General features: G+C 47.3%; 11 protein-coding genes. 4 read left to right on the forward strand and 7 right to left on the reverse strand.

Annotation, left to right across the window (positions count from 1 at the left end):
- Positions 1–116 precede the first annotated feature (116 nt).
- The 7 genes from ABWW54_RS11560 to ABWW54_RS11590 all read right to left on the reverse strand — a co-directional run bounded on the left by ABWW54_RS11560 (position 117) and on the right by ABWW54_RS11590 (position 8,286).
- Positions 117–362 (reverse strand): type II toxin-antitoxin system Phd/YefM family antitoxin, encoded by a 246-nt coding sequence (locus ABWW54_RS11560; protein ID WP_353412422.1) that lies wholly within the window; start codon positions 360–362, stop codon positions 117–119.
- A gap of 72 nt (positions 363–434) precedes the next feature.
- Complete coding sequence (locus ABWW54_RS11565) at positions 435–1,082, reverse strand: LexA family protein (RefSeq protein WP_353412423.1); 648 nt, start codon at positions 1,080–1,082, stop codon at positions 435–437.
- A 126-nt stretch (positions 1,083–1,208) separates the two neighbouring features.
- The gene (locus ABWW54_RS11570) at positions 1,209–2,981 is read right to left on the reverse strand and encodes an amidohydrolase (RefSeq protein ID WP_353412424.1); all 1,773 of its coding nucleotides are present in this window, start codon (positions 2,979–2,981) and stop codon (positions 1,209–1,211) included.
- Between the two features lie 133 nt (positions 2,982–3,114).
- Positions 3,115–4,254 carry a serine hydrolase domain-containing protein gene (locus tag ABWW54_RS11575; RefSeq protein ID WP_353412425.1) on the reverse strand — a complete coding sequence of 380 codons (1,140 nt, stop codon included), beginning with the start codon at positions 4,252–4,254 and terminating at the stop codon, positions 3,115–3,117.
- 45 nt (positions 4,255–4,299) lie between these two features.
- On the reverse strand, positions 4,300–4,719 hold the full coding sequence (locus ABWW54_RS11580) for a MerC domain-containing protein (protein ID WP_353412426.1): 420 nt from the start codon (positions 4,717–4,719) through the stop codon (positions 4,300–4,302).
- A 241-nt stretch (positions 4,720–4,960) separates the two neighbouring features.
- Positions 4,961–6,682 carry a M28 family metallopeptidase gene (locus ABWW54_RS11585; protein WP_353412427.1) on the reverse strand — a complete coding sequence of 574 codons (1,722 nt, stop codon included), beginning with the start codon at positions 6,680–6,682 and terminating at the stop codon, positions 4,961–4,963.
- 23 nt (positions 6,683–6,705) lie between these two features.
- Positions 6,706–8,286 carry a WS/DGAT/MGAT family O-acyltransferase gene (locus ABWW54_RS11590; RefSeq protein WP_353412428.1) on the reverse strand — a complete coding sequence of 527 codons (1,581 nt, stop codon included), beginning with the start codon at positions 8,284–8,286 and terminating at the stop codon, positions 6,706–6,708.
- A gap of 371 nt (positions 8,287–8,657) precedes the next feature.
- Between ABWW54_RS11590 and ABWW54_RS11595 the strand changes: the two genes are divergently transcribed.
- The 4 genes from ABWW54_RS11595 to katG all read left to right on the forward strand — a co-directional run bounded on the left by ABWW54_RS11595 (position 8,658) and on the right by katG (position 16,513).
- Positions 8,658–10,517 (forward strand): HAD-IB family hydrolase, encoded by a 1,860-nt coding sequence (locus ABWW54_RS11595; protein ID WP_353412429.1) that lies wholly within the window; start codon positions 8,658–8,660, stop codon positions 10,515–10,517.
- A gap of 62 nt (positions 10,518–10,579) precedes the next feature.
- On the forward strand, positions 10,580–12,886 hold the full coding sequence (locus tag ABWW54_RS11600) for a glycerol-3-phosphate 1-O-acyltransferase (protein WP_353412431.1): 2,307 nt from the start codon (positions 10,580–10,582) through the stop codon (positions 12,884–12,886).
- 26 nt (positions 12,887–12,912) lie between these two features.
- Positions 12,913–13,911 (forward strand): NAD(P)H-dependent glycerol-3-phosphate dehydrogenase, encoded by a 999-nt coding sequence (locus ABWW54_RS11605; RefSeq protein ID WP_353412432.1) that lies wholly within the window; start codon positions 12,913–12,915, stop codon positions 13,909–13,911.
- 340 nt (positions 13,912–14,251) lie between these two features.
- Entirely contained in the window at positions 14,252–16,513 is a 2,262-nt protein-coding gene (gene katG / locus ABWW54_RS11610; RefSeq protein WP_353412434.1) for a catalase/peroxidase HPI, read from the forward strand.
- Positions 16,514–16,612: the final 99 nt, after the last annotated feature.

Here is a 16,612-nt window from a genome sequence, read left to right on the forward strand (position 1 = left end):
AATTAAAGTGCGGCTCTGGGTAGGTTAAGTGGAGAGATATACATCGAAGTTAGGCCTGACGTAGAACTAATTCGGTTGCTGGCCGTGAATTTGACACCTAAGTCATCAAGAGTGTATTACTTCGATTTGATGGCAGGGCTTGGAGTAACGCTCGGCGTAGGACTGGGCGTAAGGCCTGGAGTCGTGCTTGCTTTATTGCCGGACTTGCTGCTCGTATCGAGTTGTTTGTAAAGCGACAGCGGCATCATAACCACTTCGTCTTTGCCCATGCCGTTAATGGTTAGCGGCTTGTTGCTTTCACAAACGTCTCGCATCGCCTTGGCGAGCTGGGCCTGCGCTTTTAGAAAATCCAAGGTTCGCATAAAAGTTGTTCCTAATTTCGTAGCACTAAGGAGATAAAAATAGAGGGGTTGGAAACCCGATCAGGGGTGATCTTAGAAAGTTTGAAATCGTCGGAAGCTGCCAATAACCACGCCCCAAATGACCAGTTCAGCTTCTGATTCAATTTCGATCTCAGGGTAGTTGGGGTTTTCAGGTAATAACTTTATCAGTCCGCCCCGTTGATATAGCCTCTTGACCGTCAGTTCTCCATCGATGGCTGCAATGACAATTTTGTTGTGTTGAGCCTTGATGGAACGATCGACAATGAGAATATCGTTAGGAAGAATGCCCGCATTTTTCATGGACTCTCCTTCCACTCTGAGCATGAATGTACTGTCTGGTTTTCTAACCATGTAGTCATTCAAATCAATGGTGTCGTCAATGTGTTCGTCTGCGGGCGTGGGGTAACCAGCGGCAACTGAAGATCCAAAAAGAGGGATGGCAAGTTTGTTATGGTCATCGTGCTCGATACCATGACTCACCTTATGATGATTAAAATCCACCGTAGAGTCAGAAGCGGCACTGCCAAACTCGGTTACATCAGGGTAGGTCTCTAAGAAGTGCTTAATATAGGTGATACTCCCTTCAGGTACTCGTATAGCCTTGGTTGGCTCTTTATATTTGCCGCTTCCCTTTGGGCGACCAGCGCCTGTTCGGGCTCCGCCATGGTTGGTGTCGGGATTGGATTCTTTTTTGTTCATTTGAATATTGTACAGATATTCAAATTGCGATGTCAATGTAATCTCTCAATGGCTGTCCTCCTCATTGCAATTTGTTCCTATTGCAATGAGGAGGGGCTTAACTTTAGGCCCTTAGGCTAGGACTAATCAGTTTGGTGTACTGAATACATTCTTTCCATTAATGTAGGTGGCCATTATCTTTGTGCTTAATATATCGGCTTCCGCTACTTTCATTATGTCTTGAGAAAGAACGGTGAAGTCCGCATACTTTCCGGTTTCGATAGAACCCAGTTGCTTTTCTTGAAATGCCGCGTAGGCGGCACCTAGTGTAAAGCCATACAGCGCTTGTTCGCGGCTCAGCGTTTGTGTCGAGTACCAGCCTTTTTCAGGCCAGCCGGCGTGATCCTTGCGTGAGACGGCGGCATAAAAGCCATGCAAGGGGTCCGGTTTTTCCACTGGAAAGTCCGACCCCAGCGCAAGTGGGATTCCCAGCTCTATGAACTTTTGCCAAGCGTAGGCGCCTTTAATACGTTCAGATCCAACGCGTTCTTCAGCCCAATACATGTCGCTGGTGGCGTGCGTTGGTTGAACTGAGGCAACGAGCTGCAGTTTTTTAAATCGGTCAAAATCTTCAGGTGCAATGACTTGAGAATGTTCAATCCGGTGTCTGCCAGGTGCTGATTCATTTTGAGTTGCGGCTTCTAAAACGTTTAGAGTAACGCGATTACCTCGATCGCCAATTGCATGAATATTTATTTGCAAGCCGCAGCCAGCCGCTCTATTTGCATGCTGGGTGAGCGTCTCTTCGCTTTCTATTAGAAGACCTCTATTGCCAGCTGCATCACTATAGTCTTCGATGAGCGCAGCCCCTCTAGACCCAAGAGCACCATCGCTGTACAGCTTAATTGAACGTGCAGTGAGCATGGCACGTGGGTCCACTTGAACGCCGCTTTCACATAAATGATCAAGCATATCATTGGCTCCATTGGCCATGGAATACACTCGAATCTTGAGCTTTTCCTGATCGTTCAGGCTTTCTAACAGTTGCCATGTCTTAAGCGACGTACCGGCATCGTGCATGCTGGTCAAACCAACTTGTGCGGTTTTCGTCATCGCTTTTTCTAAGGCCGCCGTGAGTTCAACGTCGGTCGAACTAGGTACCTTTGACTCCACAAGTGACGCCGCATTATCGATAAACACTCCTGTTGCTTTTTCGTCGTCATCTCGTAAGATCTCGCCGCCGTCGATTTGCCAGTCACCGTCAAGATTCTTTTTAACGTAGGCGAGCGCTGCACTGTTGGCCCAACCTGCGTGACCATCGACTCGTTCAAGCCATACCGGGCGGGTTGGAAATGCCTCATCTAAATCTGATTTACTTGGTAGGGCTTTGTTTGGCCAGTCATTTTGGTCCCAACCTCGCCCTAACAGCCACTGGCCATCGGCGAGTTCCTTTTCCTTGGCTTTAAGTCGTTCGATTATCTCTGCTTTATTTTTAGTGCCCATCAAATCGGCGTTGAGAAGGCTTTGACCTAGACCAAGTAAGTGCCCATGAGCGTCTATAAAACCGGGTATTACCGTGGATCCATTCAAGTTTATTTCGGACGCTAGGGGGTACGCACTTTTTAGTTGTTTCAAGGTGCCAGTTGCGAGAAATTTACCGTTTTGAGTGGCGAATGCCTCTACGGTAGGTGATTGAGCACTGACCGTATAAATTTGGGCATTCGTGTAGAGTCTTATAGGCTCGCTGGCTTCCTTAAAGTCACGTTTTACCGCGGGTGAGGTTTGAGTTGGCTCTTGCTGAGCCTTTAACTCATCACTGCGTAGCTCGGCAACATTGCTATCAGCAGAGTCTTGTGAATCTCCACACCCAGTAAGTACGGCAAACGTGAGTAGTGTAAAAAATAGGAATTGGGCCTTCATAAAATTTCTCGATTGAAATACATCAGCCCAAACTATACTGCTTGAGACGCCTTAGAGCAATTTTAGGCGTGCATGAATCCGACTTGCTGTATCCAAGATTTATGCCGTATCTGCCTTGATTTAATACGTCTTTTTAGTCCAGTTCCTTTAGGATTGCGTTGGCGATTGCTTCGGCAGGCGCCTGTACATTGAGTGCCAAAGCTAAATAGGTTTTACGGGTCAAATCAAACATCAGTAAGGCTTTACCGTCGGGTGCTCCGCCTGAATGACCAACCCATACCGTAGGGTGGTCTGGGTCTGGTACGTGAATGACCATGACGCCGCGTCCGTAATGAGCACTTGAATTAAAAACAGGGTAGAGCCGTTGCAATGAGTCGGCGATATTACTGTCACTTATGAGTTGCCCTCGCAGGTAAGCGGAGAGAAACGTAATGGCGTCATTTGTCGTGGACACAATTGACCCCGCACCATGAATTCCCGCGATGTCGTTTCGGAATTCAGGCGCGCTGGTGGTTACAGGCGTTACGATTGTGTTCGAATCGCTGTCTTGGCTTATGACTTTAAAGCTGGAAAGATTGAGCGGAGATGCAATTCTGTCTTGAACGATGTTTGCGTAAGTTTTTTCATCCAGTTTTTCAGCAATGCGAGCCAACACCAAGTAGCCTGTGTTGCTGTAGTTCCAGTCAGTCCCCGGACAAAAATCCAATCCTTGATCCACTGATTTCTCAAGCAAATAAGCCGGGCTTTTGTATTCCCTTTGATTGCGAACTGAATCAATGTGGTTGAAGTTATGCAGACCGCTTGTATGCCGAAGTAGTTGGTCAATCGTGATCAGGTCAGACTGAGGAATTTCTGGAAACCAACGGTCGATTGTGTCATCGGGTAGTAGTTGTTTTTCTTCAATTAGCTGTGTGATTACAATCGCTGTTGCCAGTTTCCCAATGCTGGCTAGCCAAAAAGGCTTTGACTGAGCTGTATTGCCTCTGGAGTTACTCCAAAATCCGTGCTCAGGAGAGTAGAGACTGATCGACGCTTCGCTCGCTTGAGTACGTTGTAATGTTTCCTCAAAACGCTTTTCCAGTGCGTGGGCTAATGGTGTGCTAACGGGGTTACTAAAATCAGGTTTACTGGCGTAAATGCTACGTGCATTTAAAGATTCAGTAATTGCAGGGCCAACGAATGGTGCGCCAAATGTACAGGATTGCGCGTAAGTTGAAAAAGGCGTTAACGTCAGCAGTAGGAGTGAGAAGCATAGACGAGCGTTCACAGACATGATGATCACTCTATGCTTCACAAATGATGTTGAACTTAAATACGATCAGTGATGGTGCTCTTGGGTACATTTAGAGCTGTTGCACTTGATGCTTTGGCAAGCACGATAATTTAAGTAATGCGAAAAAGCCAACACCAGACCGCCCAGTGTGGTCATCGCTTTTTCCGCGCCGATGGTTAAATAGTCGTGGCCTAGAAACGCCACTAAGAATAGAGTGACTATTCCAACTGCACCGCAAAGGGCTATGGGCCAACGTCGATGCTTCTTACAGCCTAAAAACAACGCGACTAGGCTGGTAGGAACCACGATCCATAACATTAATTGATGAAACACAATATCTTCGACCAAAGCGCCAAGAGAGAATATCGGTAATAGCGTAAGTGCGATTGGAGCCACAAGGCAATGCACAAGGCATACTCCCGACAAAAATATGGCAAATCGGTCTAACTGCAAAGAACGGTTCATTAGAGGTTTTGAATACAACGGATGTGGCTTTATGTAATAGTATAACAATTACCGTCAATGATTACCTGAATTAGTTGTAAAAAAACGTATTGAGTTATTCAGGCCCTTAGGCCATTGAAAAGTAAGGGATAAAAATGAACGGTAAATTAGACCCCACTTTAAAACGGCAGGCGGCGCACTGCGCGCTCCTTAAAGTGGGGTTTAGCTGGGTCATTGTGAAGCTCAAGAGCTTCGACGGGTTCTATTTGCCGTTCAGACTGGCTTCTCGGATGGCTTTAAACTCATTGCCGTCTCGCCATTGAGGCCACATGGTTCCGTCGCTGATTTTTACTCCTATTTGAAAATGAGCGTTAAGGTCTTGCAATATGCCGCCATTATCCCATTCAGGATGCACCTCATCGCCTGCTTTATGATAGCGCTCAGCCAAGTACCGCGCAGTTTCCGCTTCTGCGTATTCAGCCGATTGGTTACGTACCATCATGCCAGCCTCGGCATAAAGCATGGGCACGCCCTTTTTAGCGAGATTAAAATGGTCTGAACGATAGAAGAAGCCTTTTTCGGGTGTCGGCTCAGGTACAATCTTTCTTCCTTGTGGTTTGGCGGCATCAGCTAAGTAGTCGTCCATTTCCGAGTTGCCGTACCCTACCACCACAATGTCATCTGTCTCGCCAAGTGTCGACATGGCGTCGATGTTAATTCCTGCCACGGTTTTGGCCATCGGAAACGCTGGATTTTCGGCGTACTGTTTTGACCCTAGTAAACCCGATTCCTCAGCGGTGACGGCAACAAATATCACTGATCTTTTGGTGGCGATAGGGAGGGCTTTGAACGCTTGGGCCATTTCCAGAAGCGCTGCCGTTCCCGTGGCATTGTCTTGAGCTCCGTTGAAGATTTTATCGTCACCTTCGGTATCAGGTTTTACACCCAAATGGTCCCAGTGAGCGGTATAGATAAACGCCTCATCAGGGTTTTCGCTGCCAGGAATTACCGCAGCGACATTATAGGATTTTGATTCTCTACTGGTGAGCTCTAGGCGACTGCTTGCCGTAGATGACAGGGGAACTGGTTTGAAATTCGGTTGCGTGGCCTGTTTAACCATCTCCGAGTAACTAAGGCCGCTTTGGGAAAACAGGTTGATGGCCGCGTCTTGTGTAATCCAAGCCTCAACTGCGGAATTGCTTGCGTTTCCTTGGGAGTTAAATAGTTTGTACTGAGGACCTGACCAACTGCCGCTGACCACTTCCCAGGGGTAGCCTGCAGCTCCGTCTTCGTGCACCACGATAGCACCAGCTGCGCCCTGACGAGCGGCTTCTTCGAACTTATAGGTCCAGCGCCCGTAGTAAGTCATAGCCTTGCCTTTGAAGAGTTCGCTTTGGGGCTTTCTGTAACCTGGGTCATTGACTAAAATAACCGCCGTTTTACCTTTCATGTCTATGCCTGCGTAATCATCCCATTGAAACTCCGGAGCAACGACGCCATACCCAACGAATACTAACGGGGAGTCTTCGATGGCCGTTTTATCACCCGAACGAGAGGTAAATACGATAGAACTCTCCTTATAAGGTAACTCCTGCGAAGAGCCGTCTTTGTGTTTAAGTGTTAGTGCTGGCTTGTTGGTGACGGTCAGCTCCATTAGTTTCACTGGCTGACGGAACGATTTATCTCCATTATCGTCAACAAAGGCTGGCTCTAATCCTAATTCCTTAAAGCTTTGTTCTAAGTAGGCAACCGTTTTTGCGCCTCCTGGCGTGGAAGGTGCACGGCCTTCAAACTCATCAGATGCCAATATGTTCACGTGTTTCATGAACTCAGTTTCGTCGATCATCTTCGCGGCGGTGGCAATCGCACCGGCGTTATTTTCGATGGCAGTCGGGTCTGCTTTTTGCTTCTCTGCGAGTGACTCATTGGCGTCCGCCAGACTGATAGCTGACGCCATGAAACACATTAGGTACACACTTTTCATTATTGGGTTCCTCATAACTATTTTTATTTGGGCTGCTTTTTTACAGCCTTCTTAGTGACTTTCTTTGTCGTTTTCTTGGCAACTTTCTTAGATGCCTTTTTTGCCGCTTTCTTTCCGTGCTTTTTGCTGACGCTCTTTAGGTTTTTTTCTTGCCGCGTGTCTTTTATAGTAGAGCGCGCCAACTCTTGAAGTTCGGTAAAACTTTGCCTCATGTATTCTATGAATAAATCAACATCAGGCATTGTTCGGCGGCAAGACGTTGCGCTAAAGCTAATTTGACCATCATAACTCGTGACGGCAATAAAGAGCCCCATGCGATCAGCAAGTGGGCCTAAGCCCATCTGGTTTACCAAACGAGCCCCGTTCATAAACACAGGCACTTGAGGTCCAGGCACATTTGATATGCACACGTTGGTCATGCGGCCCGCCATTTCAGATCGCATGGCTAGCCTAGCTGCCAACAGTTGTGTGCTCGCAGGAATATGGCGCGTTACGTCCGTCATTAGACGAGCGGAAATTCCTTTTCTTGCGGCTTTCTGTTCGCGTGTTTCTGCGTATATTGCTTTCAGTCGTTCGAGAGTGTCGGCGACGTTGGTGTAAAGTTGAGGCGCCATTGTGCTTATATTATTGCCTGGCTGCTCGGTTTCTTTCAGGCTGCCCTTCGGTGCTCTAACATTCACGGGCACAAACGCTCTCAAGGATTCTGCAGGAAGTTCTTTATGGTGCCCAAGGTATTTGCGCAGTGCACCAGAACAGATGGCAAGCACCATGTCATTTATGGTGGCACCTTTAACAATTCCCCTCAGAGGTTTAAATGCATCAAGATCAAACCTTGTTGAATCAAATACGCGATGCGGTGAGGTTTCCAAATTAAATCGTGTGATCGGAACGCTTTGTTTTACTTGTTTGTTTTCTTGATTACGTTCGAGTATTCGCTTTTGCGCATTCTGAACAATGTTCGGAGCGTATCTCATGAACGCTTTGGCTACGTTTACCGGCGAGCGCACGCCATTAATGAGACCGCGTGTGTACATTTGGGTTGGACTGGGTTTTTCAAATCGCTGAGAGGTTACTTTTTTAGGCGTAGGAACAACCGGAGTGCCTTTCTGATCTAGGTCCATGAGCCCACCGAAAAAGTTCACAATGGCCATGCCGTCAGCGGCAGCATGATGTATTTTTGTGGCAACGGCATAACAGCCCTCAGGTATGCCTTCAATATGATCTAAGCCTTCTATCACATACATTTCCCACGGAGCTCTTTGCATGTCCAGTGGGCGAGTGTGGAATCGCGCAAGGTGAATGCAAAGTTGGCGCCAATCAGCTGGGTGCGGCAAGCGGCTATGACGGATGTGGTATTCGATATCAAAGTGTTCGTCTTCTATCCAATAGGGGTAATCAAGCTCAAGTGGAACATGGTAAATGCGTCGCTTGTAAATTGGGGATGTGTGCAGACGCCCTTGGACATGTTCGATGATTTGCTTAAACCTAACTTTGCCTCCTGGCGCCGTCGATGGGTCAAAGATGGCAACCGAAGTTACGTGTGACAAACTTTTGTTTGTCTCCATGTATAAAAACTGTGCATCTTGTGCCGAAAGTTGTTTCATGAAGATTACCGCTTAACTTTGTTTGTGAGAAGGTAGTGGTCCAATGTTACTCTAAAATTAGTGAAGGTAAAAAAATGCTTGCCCGAATAACTGATTTTCTTGAAGTGTTGAACGGTTTTCCAAGAATAGAGTCGCCATCAGCGCGTCATTAATGTGCGTGCTTGAGTTCAAAATCAGGCGCATATTCTAATTTTATAACAAGCGAGGTGAGAACGCCTTGGTAGTAAGTAGAGTGAGGATGCAAAAAATAGTATTCAATAGGCTGCTCGTCGTTCTTGTAAAACTCACATGATTCGGTAGTATTGACTGCACTACCAACCCTTATGCAATCGCGCAACCTAGCCAATATAGGTCGTTGGCCGAATACTTGTATGGATTTATACAGTAAAGTTATCAGAGAAGTTGAAGCAATGCCCGAAGGAGCGCAGGTGGGCGCTTTTTTCGATTTTGATGGCACGGTGATTTATGGATATTCAGCAATCACCTATCTTCGCGAACAGGTGAAACGTGGAGATATTAAGCCTAAACAATTGGTAGAGTTAGGCAAGGTGATGACCCAGTTTGGATTGGGTAATATGGATTTTTCCATGATGCTGACCATGGCGTCTCAGTTTATGAAAGGGATCAAAGAATCGGAATATTTAGAATTTTCCGAGTCATTGTATACCAAGCATATCGCCAAACTTATTTACCCTGAGTCTCGAGCCCTGATTGAAGCACATTTAAAAAAAGGGCACACCGTTGCGTTAATTTCCGCGGCCACTCCTTATCAAATTATGCCCGCCGCTAGAGAGCTTGGTATTGAGCACGTAAAGTGTTCAAAGCTCGAAATTGAAAATGGCACGTTCACCGGAGGCGTTGTTAGACCAACCTGTTATGGAATGGGTAAAGTGGATGCAGCCGAACAGTTAGTCGACGATTTGGGCCTGAATTTAGAGCAAAGTTTCTTCTATTCTGACAGTGACGAAGACCTTCAGTTGCTCGAGTACGTAGGGAAGCCAAGGCCATTAAACCCAAACAAGCGACTCAGGCACATTGCCAAAGGCCGAGGTTGGCCTGTGCAAGATTTTAATAGTCGTGGCCACACCAAACCGAGTGACTACCTTAGGACGTTCGCGACGCAAGTCAGCATGGTGACGTCATTCGCGGCTGGTTTACCAATTTACGCGTTAACGGGCTCGCTGAACAAAACTCGTAATTTTTCCATGTCGTTGTTTGCCGACACCGCGTGCGCGTTAACCGGCTTAGAGCTGGACATTGTTGGTGAGGAAAATGCTTGGAAAGCAAGGCCGTGTGTCTTTGTTTTTAATCACCAAAGTCAAGCCGACGTGCTGATACTACCAACATTGTTAAGACGAGACTTAGCTGGAGTTGGCAAGAAAGAAATAGGCAATGTCCCTATTCTTGGGAAGTTGATGCAGTTTGGAGGGACGGTCCTCATCGATCGGAATAATACAGCGTCAGCAAGAGAAGCGATGAAGCCCTTGGTTGACGTGATGTTAAAAGAAGGTCGATCAGTTTGTATTGCACCAGAAGGGACACGTTCTACGTCAACTAACCTCGGAAGATTTAAAAAGGGTGCCTTTCACTTGGCGATGCAGGCGGGGGTGCCCATCGTGCCAATCGTCATTCATAACGCGATCGATGTTGCTCCACGTGGCCAATATGTGTTTAAACCCGCGACGGTTAAAATTACCGTGTTACCGCCAGTGGATACTACGTCTTGGACTGCCCGAAATATGGACGAGCAGGTGCACGATGTTCGTGACATGTTTTTAGAAGAACTTGACCAAATGAGATTTCAGCCTAGTCGTGAAGAGCGAATGAAATCTGAGCGAGCTCTACAGCGTGCCGAGGCTCAGAAGCGAGCTAAACGTCGTGCCAAGAAAGTTCAAGAGGCTAAGCCTGTTGATGAACCGCTGCTGAAAAAAGTAAGTAATACAGCCGTCGCATTTACGTCTAAAGTGGTGAGTTCGGATGAGAGCAGAAAGGAAAAACGCATCGCTAAACGTAAGAACGCGTCGGTAAAGGTTTCAGCAAATGCAAAACCAGACTTGGCGCTAAAGAAGAAACGGTCGACAAAGAAGTCGAGTAAACCTGCTCAAAAAAAGATTAGAAGCAAACCCCAACCTGAAGAGGGCGAAACGCCTTTGAGAACCCGGGTGACGCGGCGTAAACCAAAAAAACCGGCGCCAAAGGTCTCGGCTCGTAGTCTAAGTCAAGAGTCCTAAAATAAGGGTGGGTATGCGAAACAAAACAATAACAATAAATAGTAAACGCAGAAAAAAATTATATGTCCAATAACCCCTGGCAAGCTATTAACGCGGAGAGAGTTCTTTTCATTATCGATGCTGAACATAAGGTCGAAGAAAAGGTATTGCTAGACTGGCTGGAAGATACGAAGGCTTTAATGGAGTATGGCGGTCAAGTAGGGCATTGTGTTGTGCCCATTGCTCATGATCCAGAAAATATACCAACTGAAGAGCTGCATCGCGCTTTGGACGTGCCTGAAGAGACTCTGGTGGCGCCCGTACGGGTAGTATGGAAAACTTCCTTTGATGATTTGAAGCGCAAACCTCGTTGGAGGGATTTACTTCGAGGAAATCCCAGAAGGCCGAATCAGAGAAAGGCTCAACTGTGGTTGGATGAGGATGTGACCCGAGCTCGCTGCATTCTAGGTGAGCCGGCGACCGTTAAGGATTTGCGGCAGCGCTACGAAAAACGAAAGGAAATCGCTGATATTGATGCCAACTTAGCGGATTACGTTGCAGAGCAAGCCTCTTTGGCCCTTGAAGTGGCCGAGCGTCGGCTCAGAGGCAGCCGCTATAAAGTTCCTCGGCAAGTATCAAAGCAGGTTCGCGCAAGCGATAGGTATAAAAAAGGGCTAGATAAAATCCGCGAAGAAACTGGTGCCAGTGAAGAGGATTTACGTGCCAAGGCTCTTCCGTACTTTAAGGAACTGGTGGCTCTGCCACATAATTTTTGGCAGGATGTGGCTGGTGCGTTTAATCGCTGGGTAATTTCGCTTGGCTATGAAAATAATCTGGTTGTTGATCTAGAAAAACTCGAAAAGTATCGAGCCATTGTTCGCGAACATCCCACGGCTTTATTGTGGACTCATAAGACCCACATGGATGGCATTACGATGCAATCCATTTTATTTGAACATGATTTTCCGCCGCCTCATACCATGGGTGGCATCAACATGGCTTTTGCCGGTGTAGGGTTTCTTGCACGACGATCTGGCGCCATTTTTATTCGCCGTTCTTTTCAAGATAATCCATTATACAAATTGGTACTAAGGGAGTATTTGGCGTATTTGTTAGAGAAACGTTTCCCATTGACCTGGTCGTTTGAGGGGACTCGTTCCCGTGTTGGAAAGCTGATGCCTCCTCGCTATGGCATGCTTAAGTACGTGATGGACGCGATGCAAGAATCAAGCGCGGATGACCTACACATCATTCCTGTGGCCATTAACTATGATATGAACAATGATGTTAAGGACTACGCTGCGGAGCAAAGTGGGTCGATCAAACGGCCCGAATCGCTGAGTTGGTTTATTTCTTACTTGCGCAGAATGCGTCAACCTCTAGGTCGCATATACGTCGACTTTGGTGACCCAGTGGTCGTGAGCAAGTCGGCTTTCAAGGATGACCACTTAGCTCTTCAGCGAACGGCATTTAAAGTGGGTGTAGAAGCAAATCGCGTAACGCCAATCACATTGACGTCGTTAATGTCATTGTCACTTCTCGGGGCCGCGCCTAGGGCTCAAACCATTGATGAATTGGAGGAGAATATGAATGCGCTGCGCCGGTGGGCTTTGCACAGAGATGTGAAGTTCACCAGTGATTTTGATGATGATGCTCGAGATGGCATGCTGAAGTTGATTGATAATATGGTTAACTCTGAACTGATCAATCGCTACGATGAAGGACCTGAAACGGTCTACGCCGTTGCAGCGGATCAGCACACGATGGCGAATTACTATCGCAATACCATCGTTCACCATTTTATCCCCAAGGCGATTGCAGAATTGTCCTTGGTCGAAGCCGCCGCCGCTGATGGCGACCCTCAAACCTTATTTTGGAATGAAGCCGACCGTTTACGAGACATGTTTAAGTTTGAATTCTTTTACGTGCCCACGGATGAATTTCACCGAGAAATTCGCAAGGAGTTGTCCATCTTTGACGCGAATTGGGAAGCAAATTTGGGAGATCGAGACTCAGTTCAAGGTCTCCTTAGGGAGATGAAACCACTCATTGCGCATGCATGCTTGAAACCCTATATTGAAGCCTACCGCATTATGGCTGATGTATTTGCGCGCCTTCCCCATAACGAGTCATTGGATGAAAAGGCAGCGATGTCGGCGGCGTTCAAGTATGGTAGGCAAGCTTACTTGCAACGGCGAGTGTCTAGCAAAGCTTCTATTGGACAAATTCTATTTAAAAATGCATATAAGGTGTTGTCCGGGTATGACGTGGTCGAGCCTGGTGACTCCGAATTAGTAACTGAGCGTAAGAATGTCAGTAAACGATTTAGAGTGTTGGCTCACCGCTTAGAGCAGATACGTGCTTTAGCGATGCCTAATGACATAGAATAAGAACGCAAAACAATAAAAATTAGTCGATGAATAAATTGAAAGTAAGTGTGATCGGTGGTGGTTCTTGGGGGACCACAGTCGCCTCTTTAGTGGCGCAGAATACTGATGTGTCTCTGTGGGCTAGGTCTTCGGAAACCGTGGATGAAATTAACCGACAGCACACCAATGAGAAATATTTACCAGGCGCGGTTCTTCCCAGCAATGTGACTGCTCACGCAGATGTCGCGACCGTGGTAAAGGAAGCCGATGTTTTAGTCATGGGAGTGCCGTCAAACTCATTTCGTGACGTTCTGCAGCACGTTAGGCCGCACTTACGCCCTTGGGTGCCTGTGATCAGTCTGACGAAGGGGCTTGAGAAAGGGTCTGACTTAAGGATGACGGAAGTGATAGAGCATGAGCTTCCCAGGCACCCTGTCGGCATTTTAACTGGACCTAATTTGGCCAGAGAAATAATGGCTGGGCAGGCAGCGGCGAGTGTCGTGGCCACCGATGACGATAACATTGCAACCGAACTTCAAAAGGTGTTTAACAGTGGACTTTTTCGGGTCTACAGCAGTGATGACGTCGTGGGTTGCGAACTAGGTGGGGTGCTTAAAAACATTATTGCGATTGCCGTGGGCATGGGGATCGGTTTGGGTGCTGGCGATAATACTCGATCAGCATTAATCACTCGTGGTCTGGCTGAAATTACTCGGCTTGGTGTTGCTCTTGGCGGAAAGGCGGAAACGTTCGCTGGCTTGGCAGGAATGGGTGATTTGCTGGCAACGTGTATAAGCCCTCAAAGCCGTAACCATCAAGTGGGTGTGCAATTGGGAAATGGACGTCAGATTGACGAAATTATAGCGGATATGGTCATGGTGGCGGAAGGAGTTAAGAGTGCGCCTACGGTCATGAAGTTGGCGCGTAAGTATCAAGTAGAGATGCCCATAGCGACTGATGTCTTTGAAGTTATTGAGGGGCGTATGACACCACAGGAGGCCTTTCGAGGACTATTGGGGCGCAAAGTCGGTGCTGAATACGAGTGATTATTAAGTAAGGGAACGGCTGAGAGAAAGCTTATTTTATCTCACATATGTAAAATATATAGTCGGAGCCTATTAATTCGATAGGGATAAACGAATTATTTTTGCCGTTCAAATTTACTATTCTAAACGCCAAGTTACTGGCTATTTGTTGAATAGAAATACCACTACGGTGAATTGATCGTTGGCCAGCGACGTTTAATAAGGCCCGTGTTTTACGTTATCGCGCAGGATATTGGGGTTTGGTGACCTATCTTTGTCTCAAGCCGTATTTGATGATCCTGCAAGGTTGAACTCGTAAAACGATAAGCCGCAACCCATCAACTATCATAAGGTGCTCCAAATGTTTAAAAAGACGTTTCCTGTATTGACCACCATCGCAATCGCCGCTATTTCCATTCCACAAGTTAACGCCGCTCATGGCGCTGATAAGCAGTCTGTCTCTGCGCACAGTAGCTCGTCTAACGTCGCTAAAAGTAATCAATTTTGGTGGCCAGATCAGTTGGACTTGACGTCACTGCGAGATCAAGACGCAAGATCAAACCCGTTGGGTCAAGATTTCAACTACGCTCAAGCGTTCAATAAGCTGGACTTGAAAGCCGTAAAAAGTGACGTGGATGAATTGTTAACCACATCACAAGATTGGTGGCCAGCGGATTTTGGTAATTACGGGCCGTTCTTTATCAGAATGTCTTGGCACGCAGCGGGTACCTATCGAACCTTGGATGGTCGCGGTGGCGGTGATGGCGGACAAATGCGGTTTAATCCTCTAAATAGTTGGCCCGATAACGGCAACTTGGATAAAGCTCGGCGCCTACTTTGGCCGATTAAGCAAAAGTATGGACGGTCTATTTCTTGGGGAGATTTAATGATCCTTGCCGGAAATGTTGCTTTGGAAAACATGGGGTTCAAAACCTATGGCTTTGCAGGTGGTCGTGCAGATGACTGGGAGCCAGACTTAGTTTATTGGGGGCCAGAAGTGGAAATGCTTGCTAGTGATCGTAAAGATAAAAATGGCAAGCTGAAACGCCCACTTGGAGCAACACACATGGGATTGATTTATGTGAACCCAGAGGGGCCGATGGGAAAGCCTGATCCTGTTGGCTCAGCCAAAAATATTCGAGTGGCGTTTGGTCGCATGGCGATGAATGATGAGGAAACCGTGGCATTAGTTGCTGGAGGACACACGTTCGGAAAAATGCATGGCGCGCATAAGCCTGGAGATTGCGTAGGAGCGGATCCTGCCGCGGCGTCTTTGGAGAATCAAGGTCTAGGTTGGAAAAATAAGTGTGGTAAGGGCCACTCGGAAGATACGGTAACCAGCGGTCTTGAAGGCGCATGGACTCAGGCTCCGACTAAATGGACGACACTGTACTTGTCCAATTTACTTAACTTCGACTGGGTAGAGTCGCGGAGCCCCGGCGGTGCGATTCAATGGATACCATCCGATGAGTCGTTACACCGCTCGGTACCGGACGCGCACGTAAAGGAAAAACGTAATCCTCCAGTGATGACAACCGCAGACCTAGCATTGAAATTCGATCCGGAATACAAAAAAATAGCACAACGTTTTTTAAATGACCCTGAAGAGTACCGTCTGGCTTTTGCGAAAGCTTGGTACAAATTGACGCACCGGGATATGGGGCCTAGAGATCGTTACCTTAAGAACTCTGCTCCCAAAGAGGAGCTGATTTGGCAAGATCCTATTTCTGGACTTGCTTCGAAAAACTTGGGAAAACGCGAGGTTCAGGCATTAAAAGAGAAGGTGTTGGAATCTGGACTATCGCCAGCGGAGCTCATTCGTACGGCTTGGGCATCGGCATCGAGTTATCGCGCCAGTGATATGCGCGGTGGTGCAAATGGGGCTCGTGTGGCTCTCTTGCCACAGAATTCCTGGGAGGTAAACAATCCGGATGAACTCAAGCGGGTTATTGCGGAACTTGAATCGATCAAAACGCATTTTAATGAAAAATCGAAACGAGCCGCGGTGTCTCTGGCCGATCTTATCGTATTAGCCGGTGCTGTTGGCGTGGAAGAGGCGGCAAAGAAGGCGGGTACTGATATAGATGTGCCATTCACACCAGGGCGAGGTGATGCTACTCAGGAACAAACTGATTTAAGTTCTTTTGCGCTGTTAAAACCAAGTGCCGACGCATTTCGCAATTACTACAATGCAGGGCAAAGTTATCGTTCACCGACTGAAATGATGGTAGACAGAGCTGATCAGCTTGACTTAACGATTCCAGAAATGACGGTGCTGATTGGTGGGCTGCGGTCATTGGGCGCGAACGCCCAGGGCCTGACTCATGGCGTATTGACAGATAAGCCCGGAACGTTGAACAACGATTTTTTCGTGAACTTACTTGATATGGCGATTCAGTGGAGTAAAACCGATGAAGATGGCGTATATCAAGGACGTGATCGAGACACGGGTAAAGCTCGGTTTACGGCGACGCCCGTTGATTTGGTCTTTGGCTCCAATTCCGAGCTCAGAGCCATTGCCGAGGTGTATTCTTACGATAACGCGCAACAAAAGTTCGCTGAAGACTTTGTTGCCGCTTGGGCTAAAGTGATGATGTTGGATCGTTTTGATCTTGCAAAATAAGCCTCTAATCTGCTGTCTCTGAAGCATGGTGATTCACTGAATGGGCTGGACTATGCCTTAAAACGGTCTTAGCTGCCACACAGTATGGCCTTTGTAATC

Source organism: Arenicella sp. 4NH20-0111, assembly GCF_040366405.1.
Classification (GTDB): Bacteria; Pseudomonadota; Gammaproteobacteria; order Arenicellales; family Arenicellaceae; genus Arenicella.

Excerpts from the sequence above, each read along its gene's own strand:
- ABWW54_RS11570 (WP_353412424.1), bottom strand. The coding sequence starts at position 2,981 with ATGAAGGCCCAATTCCTATTTTTTACACTACTCACGTTTGCCGTACTT.
- ABWW54_RS11560 (WP_353412422.1), bottom strand. The coding sequence starts at position 362 with ATGCGAACCTTGGATTTTCTAAAAGCGCAGGCCCAGCTCGCCAAGGCG.
- ABWW54_RS11595 (WP_353412429.1), top strand. The coding sequence starts at position 8,658 with ATGGATTTATACAGTAAAGTTATCAGAGAAGTTGAAGCAATGCCCGAA.
- ABWW54_RS11590 (WP_353412428.1), bottom strand. The coding sequence starts at position 8,286 with ATGAAACAACTTTCGGCACAAGATGCACAGTTTTTATACATGGAGACA.
- ABWW54_RS11575 (WP_353412425.1), bottom strand. The coding sequence starts at position 4,254 with ATGTCTGTGAACGCTCGTCTATGCTTCTCACTCCTACTGCTGACGTTA.
- ABWW54_RS11580 (WP_353412426.1), bottom strand. The coding sequence starts at position 4,719 with ATGAACCGTTCTTTGCAGTTAGACCGATTTGCCATATTTTTGTCGGGA.
- ABWW54_RS11605 (WP_353412432.1), top strand. The coding sequence starts at position 12,913 with ATGAATAAATTGAAAGTAAGTGTGATCGGTGGTGGTTCTTGGGGGACC.
- ABWW54_RS11565 (WP_353412423.1), bottom strand. The coding sequence starts at position 1,082 with ATGAACAAAAAAGAATCCAATCCCGACACCAACCATGGCGGAGCCCGA.
- katG (WP_353412434.1), top strand. The coding sequence starts at position 14,252 with ATGTTTAAAAAGACGTTTCCTGTATTGACCACCATCGCAATCGCCGCT.
- ABWW54_RS11585 (WP_353412427.1), bottom strand. The coding sequence starts at position 6,682 with ATGAAAAGTGTGTACCTAATGTGTTTCATGGCGTCAGCTATCAGTCTG.
- ABWW54_RS11600 (WP_353412431.1), top strand. The coding sequence starts at position 10,580 with ATGTCCAATAACCCCTGGCAAGCTATTAACGCGGAGAGAGTTCTTTTC.